General features: G+C 68.4%; 11 protein-coding genes and 1 pseudogene. 6 read left to right on the top strand and 6 right to left on the bottom strand.

Features of this window, described 5'->3' with window-relative positions; genetic code table 11:
- Nucleotides 1–49: 49 nt before the first annotated feature.
- The 5 genes from bioC to bioB form a co-directional block, all read right to left on the bottom strand.
- Nucleotides 50–934 (bottom strand): malonyl-ACP O-methyltransferase BioC, encoded by an 885-nt coding sequence (gene bioC / locus ACSDHM_RS17945; protein WP_088497030.1) that lies wholly within the window; start codon nucleotides 932–934, stop codon nucleotides 50–52.
- Between the two features lie 12 nt (nucleotides 935–946).
- Complete coding sequence (locus tag ACSDHM_RS17940) at nucleotides 947–1,726, bottom strand: SDR family oxidoreductase (RefSeq protein WP_088497031.1); 780 nt, start codon at nucleotides 1,724–1,726, stop codon at nucleotides 947–949.
- A 30-nt stretch (nucleotides 1,727–1,756) separates the two neighbouring features.
- Complete coding sequence (bioH, locus tag ACSDHM_RS17935; protein ID WP_072168004.1) at nucleotides 1,757–2,536, bottom strand: pimeloyl-ACP methyl ester esterase BioH; 780 nt, start codon at nucleotides 2,534–2,536, stop codon at nucleotides 1,757–1,759.
- A gap of 18 nt (nucleotides 2,537–2,554) precedes the next feature.
- Nucleotides 2,555–3,778, bottom strand: a complete 1,224-nt coding sequence (gene bioF, locus ACSDHM_RS17930; protein ID WP_088497033.1) for an 8-amino-7-oxononanoate synthase — start codon at nucleotides 3,776–3,778, stop codon at nucleotides 2,555–2,557.
- Nucleotides 3,779–3,845: 67 nt separating this feature from the next.
- Nucleotides 3,846–4,889: a biotin synthase BioB gene (gene bioB, locus ACSDHM_RS17925; RefSeq protein WP_072168002.1), complete on the bottom strand. Its 1,044-nt coding sequence runs from the start codon at nucleotides 4,887–4,889 to the stop codon at nucleotides 3,846–3,848.
- A gap of 159 nt (nucleotides 4,890–5,048) precedes the next feature.
- On the opposite strand from bioB, the gene ACSDHM_RS17920 reads away from it, so the two are divergent.
- Nucleotides 5,049–5,357, top strand: coding sequence for a hypothetical protein (locus tag ACSDHM_RS17920; protein ID WP_072168001.1), 309 nt, complete (start codon nucleotides 5,049–5,051; stop codon nucleotides 5,355–5,357).
- Here the strand turns inward: ACSDHM_RS17920 and ACSDHM_RS17915 are convergent.
- Nucleotides 5,344–5,712, bottom strand: a complete 369-nt coding sequence (locus tag ACSDHM_RS17915) for a hypothetical protein (protein ID WP_146260264.1) — start codon at nucleotides 5,710–5,712, stop codon at nucleotides 5,344–5,346. The genes ACSDHM_RS17920 and ACSDHM_RS17915 overlap by 14 nt on opposite strands.
- Here ACSDHM_RS17915 and ACSDHM_RS17910 point away from each other — a divergent pair.
- From ACSDHM_RS17910 to ACSDHM_RS17890, 5 genes and pseudogenes are all read left to right on the top strand, one after another.
- Nucleotides 5,698–7,023: a chloride channel protein gene (locus tag ACSDHM_RS17910; protein ID WP_438914879.1), complete on the top strand. Its 1,326-nt coding sequence runs from the start codon at nucleotides 5,698–5,700 to the stop codon at nucleotides 7,021–7,023. The two genes, ACSDHM_RS17915 and ACSDHM_RS17910, sit on opposite strands and share 15 nt — an antisense overlap.
- Nucleotides 7,024–7,169: 146 nt before the next feature.
- Nucleotides 7,170–8,339, top strand: coding sequence for an L-dopachrome tautomerase-related protein (locus ACSDHM_RS17905; RefSeq protein ID WP_439426467.1), 1,170 nt, complete (start codon nucleotides 7,170–7,172; stop codon nucleotides 8,337–8,339).
- 88 nt (nucleotides 8,340–8,427) lie between these two features.
- A complete protein-coding gene (locus ACSDHM_RS17900; protein ID WP_088497034.1) occupies nucleotides 8,428–9,117 on the top strand; it encodes a ComF family protein in 690 nt (229 codons plus the stop codon).
- A 256-nt stretch (nucleotides 9,118–9,373) separates the two neighbouring features.
- Nucleotides 9,374–11,056 carry a ShlB/FhaC/HecB family hemolysin secretion/activation protein gene (locus ACSDHM_RS17895; protein WP_253247544.1) on the top strand — a complete coding sequence of 561 codons (1,683 nt, stop codon included), beginning with the start codon at nucleotides 9,374–9,376 and terminating at the stop codon, nucleotides 11,054–11,056.
- A gap of 71 nt (nucleotides 11,057–11,127) precedes the next feature.
- Nucleotides 11,128–14,847: pseudogene (locus ACSDHM_RS17890) on the top strand (two-partner secretion domain-containing protein); the annotation flags it as partial.
- Nucleotides 14,848–14,879 lie beyond the last annotated feature (32 nt).

Here is a 14,879-nt window from a genome sequence, read left to right as displayed (position 1 = left end):
CATCATGGAAACGTGAGGTTGCCGGCCAGCGGCCGGCACTACCAGGCGATCAGGTCTGCTTGCGCCGGATCGGAATCGCCGAAACCGGCACTGAGGCCACGTCATGCCCGCCTTCGCGGATCGGTGCGCCCGGGTCCGGTGCCCAGGCATGGGCATAGATCACTTCCCAGCTGCTGGGCAGCTTGCCGTCGGCGCGGCGCATCGGTTCATACGCCGCTGCCGCCGCAGCGAAACGGCCACGCCCGGTCAGCGTGTGGCGGCGATCCACCCGCGCATTGGTCGCGCCCATCGCGCGCAGCTCGCGCATCAACGAGGGCAGGTCGTCGTAGGTCAGGGTGAACAGATCGCGGTCCAGCACCGGGTCGCGGAAGCCCGCCATCATCAACGCATCGCCGAACTGGGCGATCTGCGCGAAGCGGCTCACATGCGGGCGGTCATCGGCGGCCGCGAAGGCCTCGTTGAGTTCGATCAGGGTTTCCGGGCCGAAGGTGGAACACAGCAGCAGGCCACCGGGCTTGAGCACGCGACGGAAGCCAGCGAACACCGCCGGCAGATCGTCCACCCACTGCAGGCACAGGTTGCTGAAGATCACGTCCACGCTGTTGTCGGCCAGCGGCAGCGCGGCGGCGTCGCCGCACAGGCGCTGGAACGGCTTCCACCAACCGGCCTGCCGCTTGGCCTGGTCCAGCATCGGCAGTGCCACGTCCAGCGCGATCACCTGCGCCTTCGGCCAGCGCTTCTTCATCAGCGCACTGGCGTGGCCGGTTCCGGCGCCAATGTCCAGCACCACCTCGGGCTTGCGTGCTTCCAGGTAGTCCAGCGATTCCACCAGCCGCGCCTGCACCTCGCGCTGCAGGGCGGCGGCGGCGTCGTAGCTGGCGGCGGCGCGGGCGAACGCGCGGCGGACATGGCGGGCATCGAAGTGGGACGGCATTGCGAAAGTCTCTTAGAACGTACCGGGGTAGGCGCCGCCGTCGATCAGCAGGTTCTGCCCGGTGAGGTAACCGGCGTGTGCGCTGCACAGGAAGGCGCAGGCGGCGCCGAATTCGTCCGCCGTGCCGAAGCGGCCGGCGGGAATCTGCTGGCGGCGGCGTTCGGCCACTGCGCCGGCATCGCCGTCCTTGCCCGCAGCGTGGGCGAAGTTGGCGCGCAGGCGGTCGGTGTCGAACTGGCCGGGCAGCAGGTTGTTGATCGTGACGTTGTGCGCGACGGTGCGGCGCGACAGGCCGGCGACGAAACCGGTCAGGCCGCTGCGTGCACCGTTGGACAGCGCCAGGATGTCGATCGGCGCTTTCACCGCCGACGAGGTGATGTTGACGATGCGGCCGAAGCCACGCGCAATCATCGCGTCCACGGTGGCGCGGATCAGCGCGATCGGCGCCAGCATGTTGGCGTCCAGCGCGGCGATCCAGTCGTCGCGCTCGAAAGTGCGGAAGTCGCCTGGCGGCGGGCCACCGGCATTGGTGACCAGGATGTCCACCTGCGGGCACGCGGCCAGCGCCGCGGCACGACCGGCGTCGGTGGTGACGTCGGCGGCGACCGCGCGCACCTCAGCGGCACCGGGCAGGGCGCTCAGCTCTGCGGCGGCAACCTGCAGTGCCTCCTCGCCACGGGCCACGATCACCACGTTGACGCCCTCGCGCACCAGCGCACGCGCGCAGCCCAGGCCCAAGCCCTTGCTTGCGCCGCAGACCAGTGCCCAGCGGCCGTTGATACCCAGATCCATGCGTCAATCCCGTGGAATGGAGGAAGGCGCTCATTGTCCGCCATCGGCCGGTGACAGGCCGGCAACGAAGTGTTGCAGGGCGCTGGCCACCTCGTCGGCATGGCCGAGGAAGGGCGCGTGGCCGCCATGGGCGATGGTCAGCGCCTGCGCACCCGGGGCCAATGCCGCAGCGGCCTGCATCGCCGCCGGAGACACCAGCCGGTCGCGCTGGCCGGCGATCCACAGGCTGGGCCTGGCCAGCGTCGGCAGTGCGCCGCGCAGGTCGGTGCTTTCCAGCAGGCGCAGGCCTTCCAGCAGAGCGCGTTCGGTGGGCGCGCCGCGCTCGACCAGGCGCTGACGCAGCGTGCGCAGCTCCTCGCGGGCGTGCGCCGAGCCCATCACGTCCAGCGCCAGGAAACGCTCCAGGGTGCCACCGAAATCGGTCGCCAGCGCGCGCCCGAACTGCTCGAACACCGCCGGCTCCACCGCATGCGGCCAGTCGTCGCCACGCACGAAGCGCGGCGTGGCCGCGATCATCGCCAGCCCGCGCACCTTCGGCAGCGTCGCGGCGGCGTGCAGTGCGAACAGCCCGCCCAGTGACCAGCCGCACCACACCGCCGGCGGCGTGGCCGCGGCAATGGCGTTGACCACAAATGGCAGGCGCAACGGTGTGGTGTCTTCGCGGCTGTGGCCATGGCCCGGCAGATCAACCAGATGCAGGGTGAACCGCTCGGCCAGGCGCTGCACCAACGGTGCGAACACACCGCCCTGCAGGGCCCAGCCATGAATCAGTACCAGGTCCGGCCCCTGGCCGGTGACGTCGATATGCATGGGAAAACGACAGCTGGCTCAGGCAAAGACAGGCAACGGCGGTGGCGCGGCGTCACGCACCGCCAGATCCACGCGATCGCGCGCGCTGGCGACCGCGTCCACCAGGCCACGCACCTGTTCCGGCGTGTGCAGGGCGGACAGGGTGACACGCAGGCGCGCCTTGCCTTCGGGCACCGTGGGCGGACGGATCGCGCCGACCAGCCAACCGGCCTGTTCCAGTGCCTTGGACATCGCCACAGCGCGGTGATCGTCACCACACAGCAGCGGCTGGATCGGCGTTTCCGAAGCCATCAGGTCCAGGCCATGGCGGCGTGCCTCGCTGCGGAACAGCGCGATCAGGTCGGTCAGTTTCGAGCGGCGCCAGTTGTCACGGCGTGCCAGGCGCACCGCTTCCAGTGCAGCGGCGGCCAGCGGTGGCGGCATCGCCGTGGTGTAGATGTAGGGGCGTGCGGTTTCGGCCAGGTGCTCGACCAGATCGTCGCGGCCCAGCACCAGCGCGCCGGAACCGCCCAGTGCCTTGCCCAGCGTGACCAGCTGCAGCGGCACATCGTCCACGCCCAGCCCGGCGGCGGCCACGGCACCACGGCCGTCACCGACCACGCCTACGCCGTGCGCATCGTCCACATAGAACAGCGCCTGCTGCAGGCGTGCCACAAGCGACAATGCACGCAGCGGTGCGATGTCGCCATCCATGCTGAAGACACCATCGGTGGCCAGCATCGCCGCGCCGTCGGGCGCGTGCTTGAGCTGGCGCATCGCGCCTTCGGCATCAAGGTGCGGATAACGGCGCAGGCGCGCACCGGCCAGGCGCGTCGCATCGAGCAGGCTGGCGTGGTTGAGCTTGTCCTGCACGCAGACGTCGTTCTCTTCGCTCAGCAGTGCCTGCTGCACGGCCAGGTTGGCGGCGAAGCCACTACTAAACAGCAGCGCGCGCGGGTAGCCCAGCCACTCCGCCACTTCGCGCTCCAGCGCGTCATGCAGGGCGTGGTGGCCGCAGACCAGGTGCGATGCACCCGCGCCGGTGCCTTCGCGTGCGGCGGCATCCTGCAGCGCGTTGACCACGCTGAACTGCTGGGCCAGGCCCAGATAATCATTGCTGCAGAAGCCGGTCAGCCACTGGCCGTCCACTTCCAGGCGCACGCCATCACGGCGGTTGACCGTGCGCCGCGTGCGGCGACGGCCCTGGGCATCGCGCAGGGCGCGCTGGGCGTGGAGGCGGGCGGTCAGGTCGGGGCGGGCCATGGCGGCTGAATGCGGCGACGGGGCGGCTAGGGTAGCGCGTTGCCGCGACGCCTGCTTGCGGCCTGTCTCAGGCCGCGTGAGCACAGCCACAGCCGGGCGCTTCGGCGCTGATATCGGCGTGCACGGTGCCACCGTGGTCGTGGCCCTCGGCGTCCACCTGCATCGCCATCGGTTGCAGGCCCAACCGCGCGAACAGGGCCAGGTCGCGCTCGCTCTCCGGGTTACCGGTGGTCAGCAGCTTGTCGCCGTAGAAGATCGAGTTGGCACCGGCCACGAAGCACAGCGCCTGCAGTTCGTCACTCATGGCTTCGCGCCCGGCCGACAGCCGCACCATCGAACGCGGCATGGCGATGCGTGCCACCGCGATCATGCGCACGAACTCGAACGGGTCCAGCTCGGCACTGCCATGCAGCGGGGTACCCGCCACCTGCACCAGCCTGTTGATCGGCACCGAATCGGGATGCGCCGGCAGCGTGGCCAGCGCCAGCAGCAGGCCGACGCGCTGCGCGCGCGTCTCGCCCATGCCGACAATGCCGCCGCAGCAGGTCTTCAGGCCGGCCTCGCGCACGTGCTCCAGCGTGTCCAGGCGGTCCTGGTACTGGCGCGTGTGGATGATCGAATCGTAGTAGTCCGGCGCGGTGTCGAGGTTGTGGTTGTAGTAGTCCAGGCCGGCGTCCTTCAGCGCACGTGCCTGCTCGCCGCTGAGCATGCCCAGCGTGGCGCAGGTTTCCAGGCCCAGCGCCTTCACCCCGGCGATCATCGCCGCCACCTTCGGAATGTCGCGGTCCTTCGGCGAACGCCACGCCGCGCCCATGCAGAAGCGCGACGCACCGGCGGCCTTGGCCTGGCGCGCCTTGGCCAGCACCGCGTCGGTGTCCATCAGCTTCTGCGCGTCCACCCCGGTGGTGTAGCGCTGTGCCTGCGGGCAGTACGCGCAGTCTTCAGGGCAGCCGCCGGTCTTTACCGACAGCAGCGTGGAGACCTGTACCTGGGCCGGGTCGAAGTGCTCACGGTGGACCGCAGCGGCGCGGAACAGCAGCTCGGGGAACGGCAGATCGAACAGCGCCTGCAGTTCGTCGTGTTGCCAGTCGTGGCGGATGGCAGCAGCCATGGCGGACCTTGGGTACGAGTGGAGCGAGGGCGGCAGTGTGGGTGGGCTGGTGAGCGCTGTCAACTTAATTTTATAGGTAAAGGTTTACATTGAACGGCCGCCATGAACGGGCGTTACGGTGTAAGTTCATTGCTGCATACGGACGCGCGAACACATGCCATGAACAGCTACCAGTCCTATTCGATCCGCCGCGACGCGGTGCTGTGCAGCCTGGCCGAACTACCTGACGGCGGCCTGCGCGTGGTGCTGGATGATCTGCGTCAGGCCGATGCGCCGGGGCAGTGGAAGAATCACACCTTCGTGACCTTCAAGGACTACCCGGCGGGGGAGCTCGATCCGGCGATGCTGCCGAAGGAGGAGCTTGAAGCATTCGGTCACTATGTCTTGGTTCGCTTGTTGGCGATAAACGGTTGCCTGCGTGATACGGACGAAGGCCCTGACAGCGATGTCCCTCTCACCGACCAGTAGCGGCAAAGCACCGCCGCGCTGACCGACGAAGGCAATCGCCCGGATCGATGCGCAACTGCGTTCCCACTGCGATGGACAGTTCCGAAACATCGCCTGCATCGAGGGGATGGCGATGTCGCTGGACCCGCAGCGCCACCCCGGCATTGCTGATGTCTTCTACGCCCAGCGTGTGCGCGAACGGGTCGCGCGCGGCGTACTGGAAGTGCGGGGTGCAAAAGCGCCGGTGGCGGGAGCGCCTGCGCGTCCAGCGATGTACGTCGGGGCATTTCACCGCATCCTGCAAGGCCTTCAGCCACAGTAGCCGCTGTCCGCCTTCCTCCGCAGCGTCCAAACTGCCCGCATGACCGATCTCCATCGCCTCCGCGGCCGCATCACCGCGCTGGTTCTCAGTGAGGCCTGGCGCCGCCGTGCCGCGCTCTGGGGCGGGGCTGTGGCCGTAGCGCTGGTGGCCATCCTGTTCGCCAAGGCCAGCGACGCGGCCTTCCATCTGTTCCAGCGCATCACCGCGCGCTCGCCGTGGTGGGCCCTGCTGCTCACGCCCGGCATCTTCGCGTTGCTGGCCTGGCTGACCAGTGGCGTGCTGAAGCCCACGCGGGGCAGCGGCATTCCGCAGGTCATCGCTGCGTTGGACAAGCCCGATGAGCCGTTCCGGAAAACCAACCTTTCCCCAGCGGTTTCGGCCGGCAAGCTGTTGCTGACCTCGCTGTCGCTGCTCGGCGGCGCGTCGGTTGGGCGCGAAGGTCCCACGGTGCATGTGGGCGCGAGCCTGATGTATCTGTTCGGCCGCTGGTTCGGCTTCAAGGATCCACGCGAACTCTCGCACTTCCTGCTGGCGGGTGGTGCAGCGGGCATCGCCGCGGCATTCAACACGCCGCTGGCGGGCATCGTGTTCGCCATCGAGGAGCTCAGTGGCCGTTTCGAACATCGCTTCTCCGGCACCCTGTTGACCGCAGTGATCGTCGGTGGCGTGGTGTCGCTGGGCCTGCTGGGCAACTACACCTATTTCGGCCATGTGAGCGCGCGCCTGCCGCTCGGCCAGGGCTGGCTGGCGATCCTGCTGTGCGGCGTAGTGGCCGGGTTGCTGGGCGGATTGTTCGCGCGCGCGGTGCTGGCCAGTGCGGCGGGGCGCCCCCGTTGGCTCGGGCAACTACGGCAGCGGCATCCCGTGTTGCTGGCCGCAGGCTGCGGGCTGGTGGTGGTGCTGCTGGCCCTGGCGTTCGGAGAAGGCGCATTCGGCACCGGCTACGAACAGGCGCGCAGCCTGGTGCAGGGGCAGGCGATGGTGGGCCACGAGTTCGGTCTGATGAAGCTGCTGGCGAACCTCGCATCGTACGTAGCCGGTATTCCCGGCGGCCTGTTCTCGCCGGCGCTGGCGGTCGGTGCCGGCCTTGGCCACAACCTGGCCGTACTGATGCCGGGCGTGGACCCGCGCGCGTTCGTGCTGCTGGGCATGTGCGCCTACCTGACCGGCGTCACCCAGGCCCCGCTGACCTCGGCGGTGATCTCGCTGGAGCTGACCGACAGCGGTGATCTGCTGTTGCCGATCCTGGCCACGGTGCTTATCGCGCGTGGTGTGTCCGGGCTGGTGTGCAGGGTACCAATCTATCGCGGGCTGGCGGAGTTGTTGATGGCGCCGCAAGCAGAATCAGCTGATAGGCATCGCTGATTACCTTGATCGACAGGATCAATTAGGCCGCAATCTTCACTTTTGCAGTGAAGCTGATTCCGCGCTGCACCGTCTACCCGATGCCACGCGCGACGCAGAAGATGCATCGACACCGGGGCTGCACCCGGACCCGCATCGAGAGCACCATGATCAACTGCCGTATCCGCAGCCTGGCGGCTGCCCTCCTGGCTTTGACCAGTTCCCCCGCGCTGGCGATGTCCGGCGCGCCCCTGCTGCCCAGCGAGCGCAGCATCGGTACCCTCGAACCGGTGGCGCGTTTCGAAGGTGCCATGCCCACCAGCGTGGCGGTATCAGAAACCGGGCGCATCTTCGTCAACTTCCCGCGCTGGGGCGATGACGTGAGCTACAGCGTGGCCGAATGGCGCGACGGCCGCGCCGTTCCCTATCCGGATGCGCGCATCAACAGCGCGGACGGAGCCGACCCGGCTGCACACTTCATCAGCGTGCAGAGCGTGGTGGCCGATGGTCAGGGCCGGTTGTGGGTGCTGGATACCGCCGCGCCCGCGTTCTCTACGCCACAGGCCGGCGGTGCCAAACTGGTGGCGATCGACCTTGCCACCAACACCGTGGCCAAGACGCTGGTGTTCCCGGCCAACGTCATCGACGCGCGCACCTATGTCAACGATGTGCGCTTCGATTTCCGTGTTGGCCGCGAGGGCGTGGCCTACGTGACCGACTCGTCGCTGAGCGGTATCGGCGGCATCATCGTGATCGATCTCGCCACGGGGGCTGCATCCAAGCGCCTGGTCGGGCATGTGTCCACCTCGGCCGATCCGGCCTTCGTGCCGATCGTGGAAGGACAGCAGATGCGGCTGCGCAATGCGGATGGTTCGACGCAGCCGTTCACCGTAGCCGCCGATGGCATTGCGTTGTCGCCTGATGGCAGCACGCTGTTCTACACCCCGTTGTCCAGCCGTCATCTGTACAGCGTACCCACTGCCTTGCTGCGCGACCCCAAGGTGAGTGAAGCGGCACTGGCGGCAGCCGTGGTCGACCTCTGCGACAAGGGCGCCTCCGATGGCATGGAAATGGACGCCAACGGCCGGCTGTATGCCAGCGACTACGAGCACAACGCCATCCATGCCCGTGATGCGGACGGACGCTGGACGACCGTGGTGCACGACCCGCGCATCCTGTGGCCGGATACGTTGTCGATGGGGCCGGGCGGCTATCTGTACTTCACCGCCAACCAGCTGCACCGGCAGGCCGGATTCAATGGCGGCGTTGATCGGCGGCAGGCGCCGTACATGGTGTACCGCACGCGGGTGGATGCCGCGCCGGCGCCCACGAGGTGAAGTGATCCGTAAACGGGTAAGGATGCCTACGGGTTGAAGGGCGAGCGTCTGATGGCCCCAGGGCCGGGGTGCGATCACGCTGTAGTGCATGCCGGTCCTGTTCAAGTCCACTCGCCTCCTGCAGGCGGCGCTTCGCGTGCTGCTGCCACTGCGCTGCCTGGTATGCGGCGATCCGGGCCATGATGATCTCGACCTGTGCTGCGCCTGCCTCGCCGAACTACCCTGGGCCGGCCGCGCCTGCCTGCGTTGCGCGCTGCCGTTGCCGGACGCCGCCCTGATCGTCTGCGGCAGCTGCCGCGAGGAGGCGCCGCCGCAGGCCGCCACACATGCCAGCCTCCTGTACCTTCCACCCGTCGATCAGCTGCTGGTGCGTTACAAGTTCCACCAGGACTTGGCGGCCGGGCGCTTGCTTGCCCAGCTGATGCAGCGCGCACCACCGCCCTGGTCGTGCGCGCCGCTGGTGCCGGTGCCGCTGCATGGGCGGCGCCTGCGCCAGCGCGGCTACAACCAGGCCGGCGAGCTGTGCCGGTTGCTGCCGATGCCGGTCTGGCAGGGGGTGTACCGACGACGCCACACCGCGCCGCAGTCCGAGCGCAGCGCAGAGCAGCGCCGGGACAATCTCTTTGACGCATTCGGCACGCGCTTGTCGCCACCGACACGGCTGACCGTCGTGGACGATGTGATGACCACCGGCAGCACCGTGATGGAAATCGCCGAGACGTTGCGGCTGGCGGGTGCCAGGGACGTGCGGGCATGGGTGTGCGCACGGGTGCCGTGACGACGGGAGCGATTGACATCGCATGACGGCAGCTGAAGGATGCCCATCCTTCAGCGCGCGGTGCTCGGCTGCATCGCCGCAATGGGTGCACGGATGCAAAGACCCTAAAGTTCCGCGCACTCCCGCCGATAGCGGTTGGCGGTCGACTCGGTGCTGGCCGCACGTTCTCTCTGCACGATGTCTGTTCACAGCTTCAGGTCTGTACCAATGCTGGACAAGGAAGTCGTTGATGGGTAACAGAAAAGCAGGATTCAGCATGCGTGCCGTTCTGGGCACTGCGGGGCTGTTGTTGATCGGCGTCGTGCATGCGCAGTCGGCCAGTCCCTCGTTCGCCGAGCAGCAGGAACTGCGCGAACGCGCCGAGCGCGAGGCACGCGAGCGTGAGCAGCGGCAGGCATTGCCGGATGTATCACGCGAACAGCCGGCCGCTGCCACCGATCTGCATTCGCTGGCACTGCCGGACGAAGAACCGTGCTTCACCCTGCAGCAGCTGCAGCTCGACGGTGCGCATCTGGCGCAGTTCGCGTTCCTGCAGCGCTATCTCGACCGCTACCGTGGCCGCTGCGTGGGCCAGCAGGGCATCGCGCTGATCGTGCGGCGTGCCTCGGATCTGGCGCTGGCCAAGGGCTACGTGACCACGCGCATCGGCCTGCCCGAGCAGAGCCTGGGCAGCGGAACCCTGCGCCTGCAGCTGGTGCCGGGCGTGATCCGGCAGATCCGCTTCAACGCGGAAGAGGTTCCCGATTCGATGTGGAAGAGTGCGTTTCCCGCGCGGCCGGGGGACGTGCTTAATTTGCGCGCGTTGGAACAGGGCCTGGAGCAGCTCAAGCGCGTTCCGTCGCAGGACGTGAACATGGAGCTGGTGCCGGGCGAAGGGCCCGGCGAGTCGGACGTGGTCATCAGCATCCGCCACGGCAAGCGATGGCGTGCCTCGGTGTCGCTGGATGATGCCGGCAGCCGTGCGACCGGAAAGCAGCAGGTCGGCGCGACCGCGTGGGTAGACAACCTGGCTCGCGTCAACGACCTGCTCAGCGTTGGCGTCAGCAGCGACGGCAGTGCCGACAAGGGCCGGGGTACCCACGGCTTCAATGCGTCGTGGTCGGTTCCGGTGGGCAACTGGCGTTTCAGCACCAGTACCTACAGCTCGCGCTACAAGCAGACCATCGCCAGCAACGCCGACACGTTCGCCAGCACCGGCACCTCCAGCAACGTCGACCTGGCCGTGGAACGGCTGCTGGTGCGTGGTCAGAGCTATCGCAGCGGCATCGAGCTGCGCGTGGCGCAACGGTCGTCGCACAGCTACGTGGAAGGCGTGGAGATCGAAGGCCAGCGCCGGCGTACCACCTCGGTCGAGCTGGCGCTGCTGCACCGCCAGTACCTGGGGCGGGTCCAGGCCGATATCCGCCTGGCGCACCGCCGCGGCGTGCCGTGGCTGGGAGGCGATGATGACGCCGTGGGCCGTGATGACCTGGCGCCGACGTTCCGCTATGGGCTGACCACGCTGGATATCGGCGCCGGTGGCGCCCTGACATCCGGGCCGCGTCCGCTGGCATGGAACACCGCGCTCCGCTACCAGTGGAGCAAGGACACGCTGTACGGCTCGGAGTTCATCAGCGTCGGTGGCCGCTATACCGTCAACGGCTTCGATGGCGAGGTGCCACTCGGCGGCAGCCGTGGCGGCTACTGGCGCAACAGCATCAGCTGGATGGCACAGCGCGCCATCGCGCCCTATGCGGGCATCGATATCGGCCACATCGAGCGCGACGACCGCCAGGGTATCGGCGGCGGAACCCTCAGCGGCGCCCACCTGGGTGCACGTGGCGAGCTGGGCGGACTGGCGTGGGATGGCTTCGTCGGCGTACCGATGAGCCGCCCGGCTTGGCTCAAGCATGAGGCACGCGGTCACGTGATCGGATTCCGCGCGTCCTGGCAGTTCTGATTCGACTGGAAGCACCGTCGCCACGTGGCGACGTGATCGGGTTGTTGTGTGTGCAGTTCCCCCCTGGGTTGATGGAAGCACCTGGCATGAAGAACGTATTCCGCAGTCTGTCCCTGTCCACTTCGGGCGCCGGTTGGGCCACGCGCCTGCGCACCGCGATGGCGAGCGCCACCCTGGCACTGGCGTTCCTGGCCCCGGGCAGCTCGTTTGCCCAGGTGCAGGTACAGGCCGGCGAGCAGGCGCGGGCCGACCAGGCGGCGAACGGCGTGCCGGTCATCCAGATCAACCAGCCCAACGCGGGCGGCGTATCGCACAACCGCTTCCAGGACTACAACGTCGGGCGCGAGGGGCAGATCCTCAACAACAGCGCGAGCACCGTGCAGACCCAGCTGGGTGGCTACATCCAGGGCAACGGCAATCTGCAGCCGGGCCAGTCGGCACGATTGATCCTCAACGAGGTGACATCCACCAACGCATCGCGCCTGCAGGGCCACATCGAGGTGGCGGGGCGCTCGGCGGCGGTGATCGTCGCCAACCCCAATGGCATCACCTGCGATGGCTGCGGCTTCATCAATACCACCCGTGGCACGCTGACCACCGGCACCCCGGTGTTCGGCAACGATGGCAGCCTGTCTGCGTTCCGGGTGTCCCGCGGAACGATCCGCCTGGAAGGCAACGGCCTGGATGCCGGCAACCTGGAAGGCGTCGACCTGCTGGCGCGCGCCGTGCAGCTCAACGCGGGCCTTTGGGCGCGCCAGGTGAACGTGGTCACCGGCGCCAACCAGATCGATGCCCAGACCCTGGCGACGCAGGCGATCAGCGGAGAAGGCGAACGCCCGCAGTTCGGCCTGGATGTTGCCGCCCTCGGTGGCATGTACGCAGGCAAGATCCGCCTGGTCGGCACCGAGGCCGGCGTGGGTGTGCGCAGCACGGGCCAGATGGTGGCCGACGCAGGCGACTTCATCCTGACCCAGGCCGGCGATGTCCGCCTGAGCGGACGCACGGCGGCTGCAGGCCGCCTGCAGATCGAAACCGACGGTGACCTGAAGGCCGACGGTACCCAGTACGCGCAGGGAGATCTTCAGATTCGTGCCCGGCAGGCGTCGCTTGCCGGTTCCACGTCGGCGGGCGCTGCGTTGGCCGTACGCGCCAACCAGAATCTGGACCTGGCCGGCAGCGCGCAGGCCGCACAGATGCAGCTGGACGCCAGTGGCACGCTGACCCTGGCTGACACGGCGAAGAGCGCGGGCAGCATCGCGCTGGCTGCCGCACAGGTGCAGAACCATGCACAGGTGACCGCAGGCGCCGGGCTTGCCGTGCGCGCCGACACGCTGGCGCAGGACAAGGGCGCGCGCCTGGGCGCACAGGCGCTGGACGTGCAGGCCCGCCAGGTGGACAACGCCGGCCTGCTGCTGGGCAACCAGGGCGTACGGATGCAGGCCGCGCAGCTGCACAACGCCGGCCAGCTGTACAGCGACGCCGACGTCGAACTCGATGCGGCCAGCATCGACAACGAGGGCATCATCGGTGCCGGTGCCAACCTGCGTGCAGCGGCCGACCGCATCACCCAGCTGAAGGGTGCCGAGCTGTCTGCGGGCGGGCTGCTGAAGATCCAGGCGCGCCAGCAGCTGGACAACGCCGGACGCATCCTCTCGGAGCAGGCGCTGGAACTGTCTGCCGGCGGCGTGGACAACCAAGGCACCCTTGAGGCCCGCCAGGCCGCGCTGGCGGTCGATCGTCTGCGCAACAGCGGCACGCTGCAGGCGGTGGACCTGCTGGCATTGAAGTCCAACGCACGCATCGACAATGGCACCACCGGCAGCATCCAGGGGGGCAAGGGCCTGCAGGTCGACGCCGATGTGCTGGACAACGCCGGCATCATCGGCAGCGCAGCCGATGCCCGTCTGTCCGTTGCCACGCTCGACAACCGCAACCGGCTTGAAGCCGGCGGCACCCTGACCCTTCAGGGCAGCGTTCTGCGGCAGCAGGCGGCCGCCACGGCGCTGGCACGCGTGGTGGCCGTGGACGTGCAGAAGGTCATCAACGACGGTCGCCTGCATGGCCAGCAGGCAATGGATCTGCGCGCCACTGAGCTGAGCAACAGTGGTGTGATCTACGGTCGCGACCGCTCACAGCTGCGCACCACCACATTGGACAATGCCGGCGTGATCGCCAGCGATGGCGCGCTTGACGTGCGCACCGACGCGCTGCACAACCGCGCCGGCGGCAACCTGTCCAGTGCGCAGTCGCTGCAGCTGGATGCGGTGACGCTGGACAACGCCGGTAACGTGTTCGCCAAGGGAGCACTGACGGCCAAGGCCGATGTGATCGACAACCGTGGCGACCTCTATGGCGTCAGCGATGTCGATGTCACCGTGCGCGACTCGCTGGACAACCAGGGCAGCCTGGTGGCCGGCCAGGCGTTGCAGGTGCGGGGCCGGACCCTGCGCAGCGAGGGTGAACTGGGCAGCGAGCGTGGCAACGTGCAGCTCAGCAGTGACCAGGCCCTGGTGCTGGGCGGGCGCACGTTGGCAGCCGGCACACTGACCGCGCACGCGGGCGGCAGCCTGGAGCAGTCGGGCAAGGTCTTTGCGCAGCAGGGCGTCGTGCTGTCCGCCGATGCCGGCGTGACGCTGAAGGGAACGATCGACAGCGCCGCTGATCTGCAGGTGCGCAGCGACGGCGACCTGGACAACCAGGCGGCGTTGTTCGCCAGCGGCGCGCTGTCGCTGCAGGCTGCGCAGGCACTGCGCACTGCGGCCAACGTTCAGGCGCGCACGGTCACGCTGCAGGCCGCCCAGGCCAGCAATCGCGGGCGCGTGCTGGCCTCGGGTGACATCGAATTGCGGGCGGGGCAGATCGACAACAGCGGCGTGATCGTGGCGGGCCTGCTGGCCGACGGCAAGGTCGGCAGCACCGGCAGCGTCACCCTTGATGCGCGTCAGCAGCTGCGCAACGCCGGCCAGATCAACGCCGGCCAGCAGGTTCACCTGCTGGGCGACAGCCTGCTGCTGGAGGGTGGCCAGGTTTGGTCCGGTGGCACCCTGCTGGCGCAGGCGCGCAGCGGTGAGTGGCGCAATATCGGCGGCAGCCTGACCGCCATCGGTCTGCTCGACCTGCGTGCCACCGACCTGCTGCGCAATGCGGGCAGCCTGCAGGGCACGCGCATCGGCCTGTTGGCGGCCGCGCTGGACAACAGCGCCGGCGAACTGCTGCAGACCGGCACCGATCCCTTTGAACTTGGCCTGACAGGTGCCCTGCGCAACACCGGCGGGAGCATCGCCGCCAATGCTGGCAGTGTCCACCTGAAGGCTGCGCAGCTGCTGAACCAGGGTGGCCGCATCGAGCATGCGGGCACGGGTGTGCTGAAGATCGAGACCGGCACGCTGGACAACAGCAATGCAGGCCTGATCGTCGGCAACGGCGAGGCGGACGTGGCCGTTGCCGGTCGCCTCGACAACAGCGGCGGTACGCTCACCGCAGGCAGCGGGGCACGCGTAGCCGGCACGGAGATCGTCAACACCGGTGGCCGGCTCGATGCTGGCGGCAACCTTACCGTGGACGCTGCCGGGGCATTGGACAACCGCACTGGCACCATCGTGCAGCGTGGCGCCGGCCAGCTGCAGGTGCTGGCCTCCCAGCTGGACAACAGCAATGGCCTGCTGGGCGCCGAGGGCAATGCGCGCGTGACCAGCCGCACGGGCGACCTGCGCAACGTGGATGGCAACCTGTACGCCCGCCAGGAACTCGCGCTCGACGTGGCCGGTGCGCTGGCCAACCAGCGTGGCCTGGTCCACGGCGGCACCTCGCTGGATCTGCAGAT

The sequence above is a fragment of the Stenotrophomonas sp. T8 genome (assembly GCF_051853085.1).
In the GTDB taxonomy this organism is placed as follows: Bacteria; Pseudomonadota; Gammaproteobacteria; order Xanthomonadales; family Xanthomonadaceae; genus Stenotrophomonas; species Stenotrophomonas sepilia.
Note: the sequence above shows the minus strand (reverse complement) of the source record. Positions and strands in the feature narration are given on the sequence as shown.

Bases quoted from the DNA above. Each gene is read 5' to 3' on its own strand.
- bioC (WP_088497030.1), bottom strand. From the start codon at position 934: ATGCCGTCCCACTTCGATGCCCGCCATGTCCGCCGCGCGTTCGCCCGC.
- ACSDHM_RS17940 (WP_088497031.1), bottom strand. From the start codon at position 1,726: ATGGATCTGGGTATCAACGGCCGCTGGGCACTGGTCTGCGGCGCAAGC.
- bioH (WP_072168004.1), bottom strand. From the start codon at position 2,536: ATGCATATCGACGTCACCGGCCAGGGGCCGGACCTGGTACTGATTCAT.
- bioF (WP_088497033.1), bottom strand. From the start codon at position 3,778: ATGGCCCGCCCCGACCTGACCGCCCGCCTCCACGCCCAGCGCGCCCTG.
- bioB (WP_072168002.1), bottom strand. From the start codon at position 4,889: ATGGCTGCTGCCATCCGCCACGACTGGCAACACGACGAACTGCAGGCG.
- ACSDHM_RS17920 (WP_072168001.1), top strand. From the start codon at position 5,049: ATGAACAGCTACCAGTCCTATTCGATCCGCCGCGACGCGGTGCTGTGC.
- ACSDHM_RS17910 (WP_438914879.1), top strand. From the start codon at position 5,698: ATGACCGATCTCCATCGCCTCCGCGGCCGCATCACCGCGCTGGTTCTC.
- ACSDHM_RS17915 (WP_146260264.1), bottom strand. From the start codon at position 5,712: ATGGAGATCGGTCATGCGGGCAGTTTGGACGCTGCGGAGGAAGGCGGA.
- ACSDHM_RS17905 (WP_439426467.1), top strand. From the start codon at position 7,170: ATGATCAACTGCCGTATCCGCAGCCTGGCGGCTGCCCTCCTGGCTTTG.
- ACSDHM_RS17900 (WP_088497034.1), top strand. From the start codon at position 8,428: ATGCCGGTCCTGTTCAAGTCCACTCGCCTCCTGCAGGCGGCGCTTCGC.
- ACSDHM_RS17895 (WP_253247544.1), top strand. From the start codon at position 9,374: ATGCGTGCCGTTCTGGGCACTGCGGGGCTGTTGTTGATCGGCGTCGTG.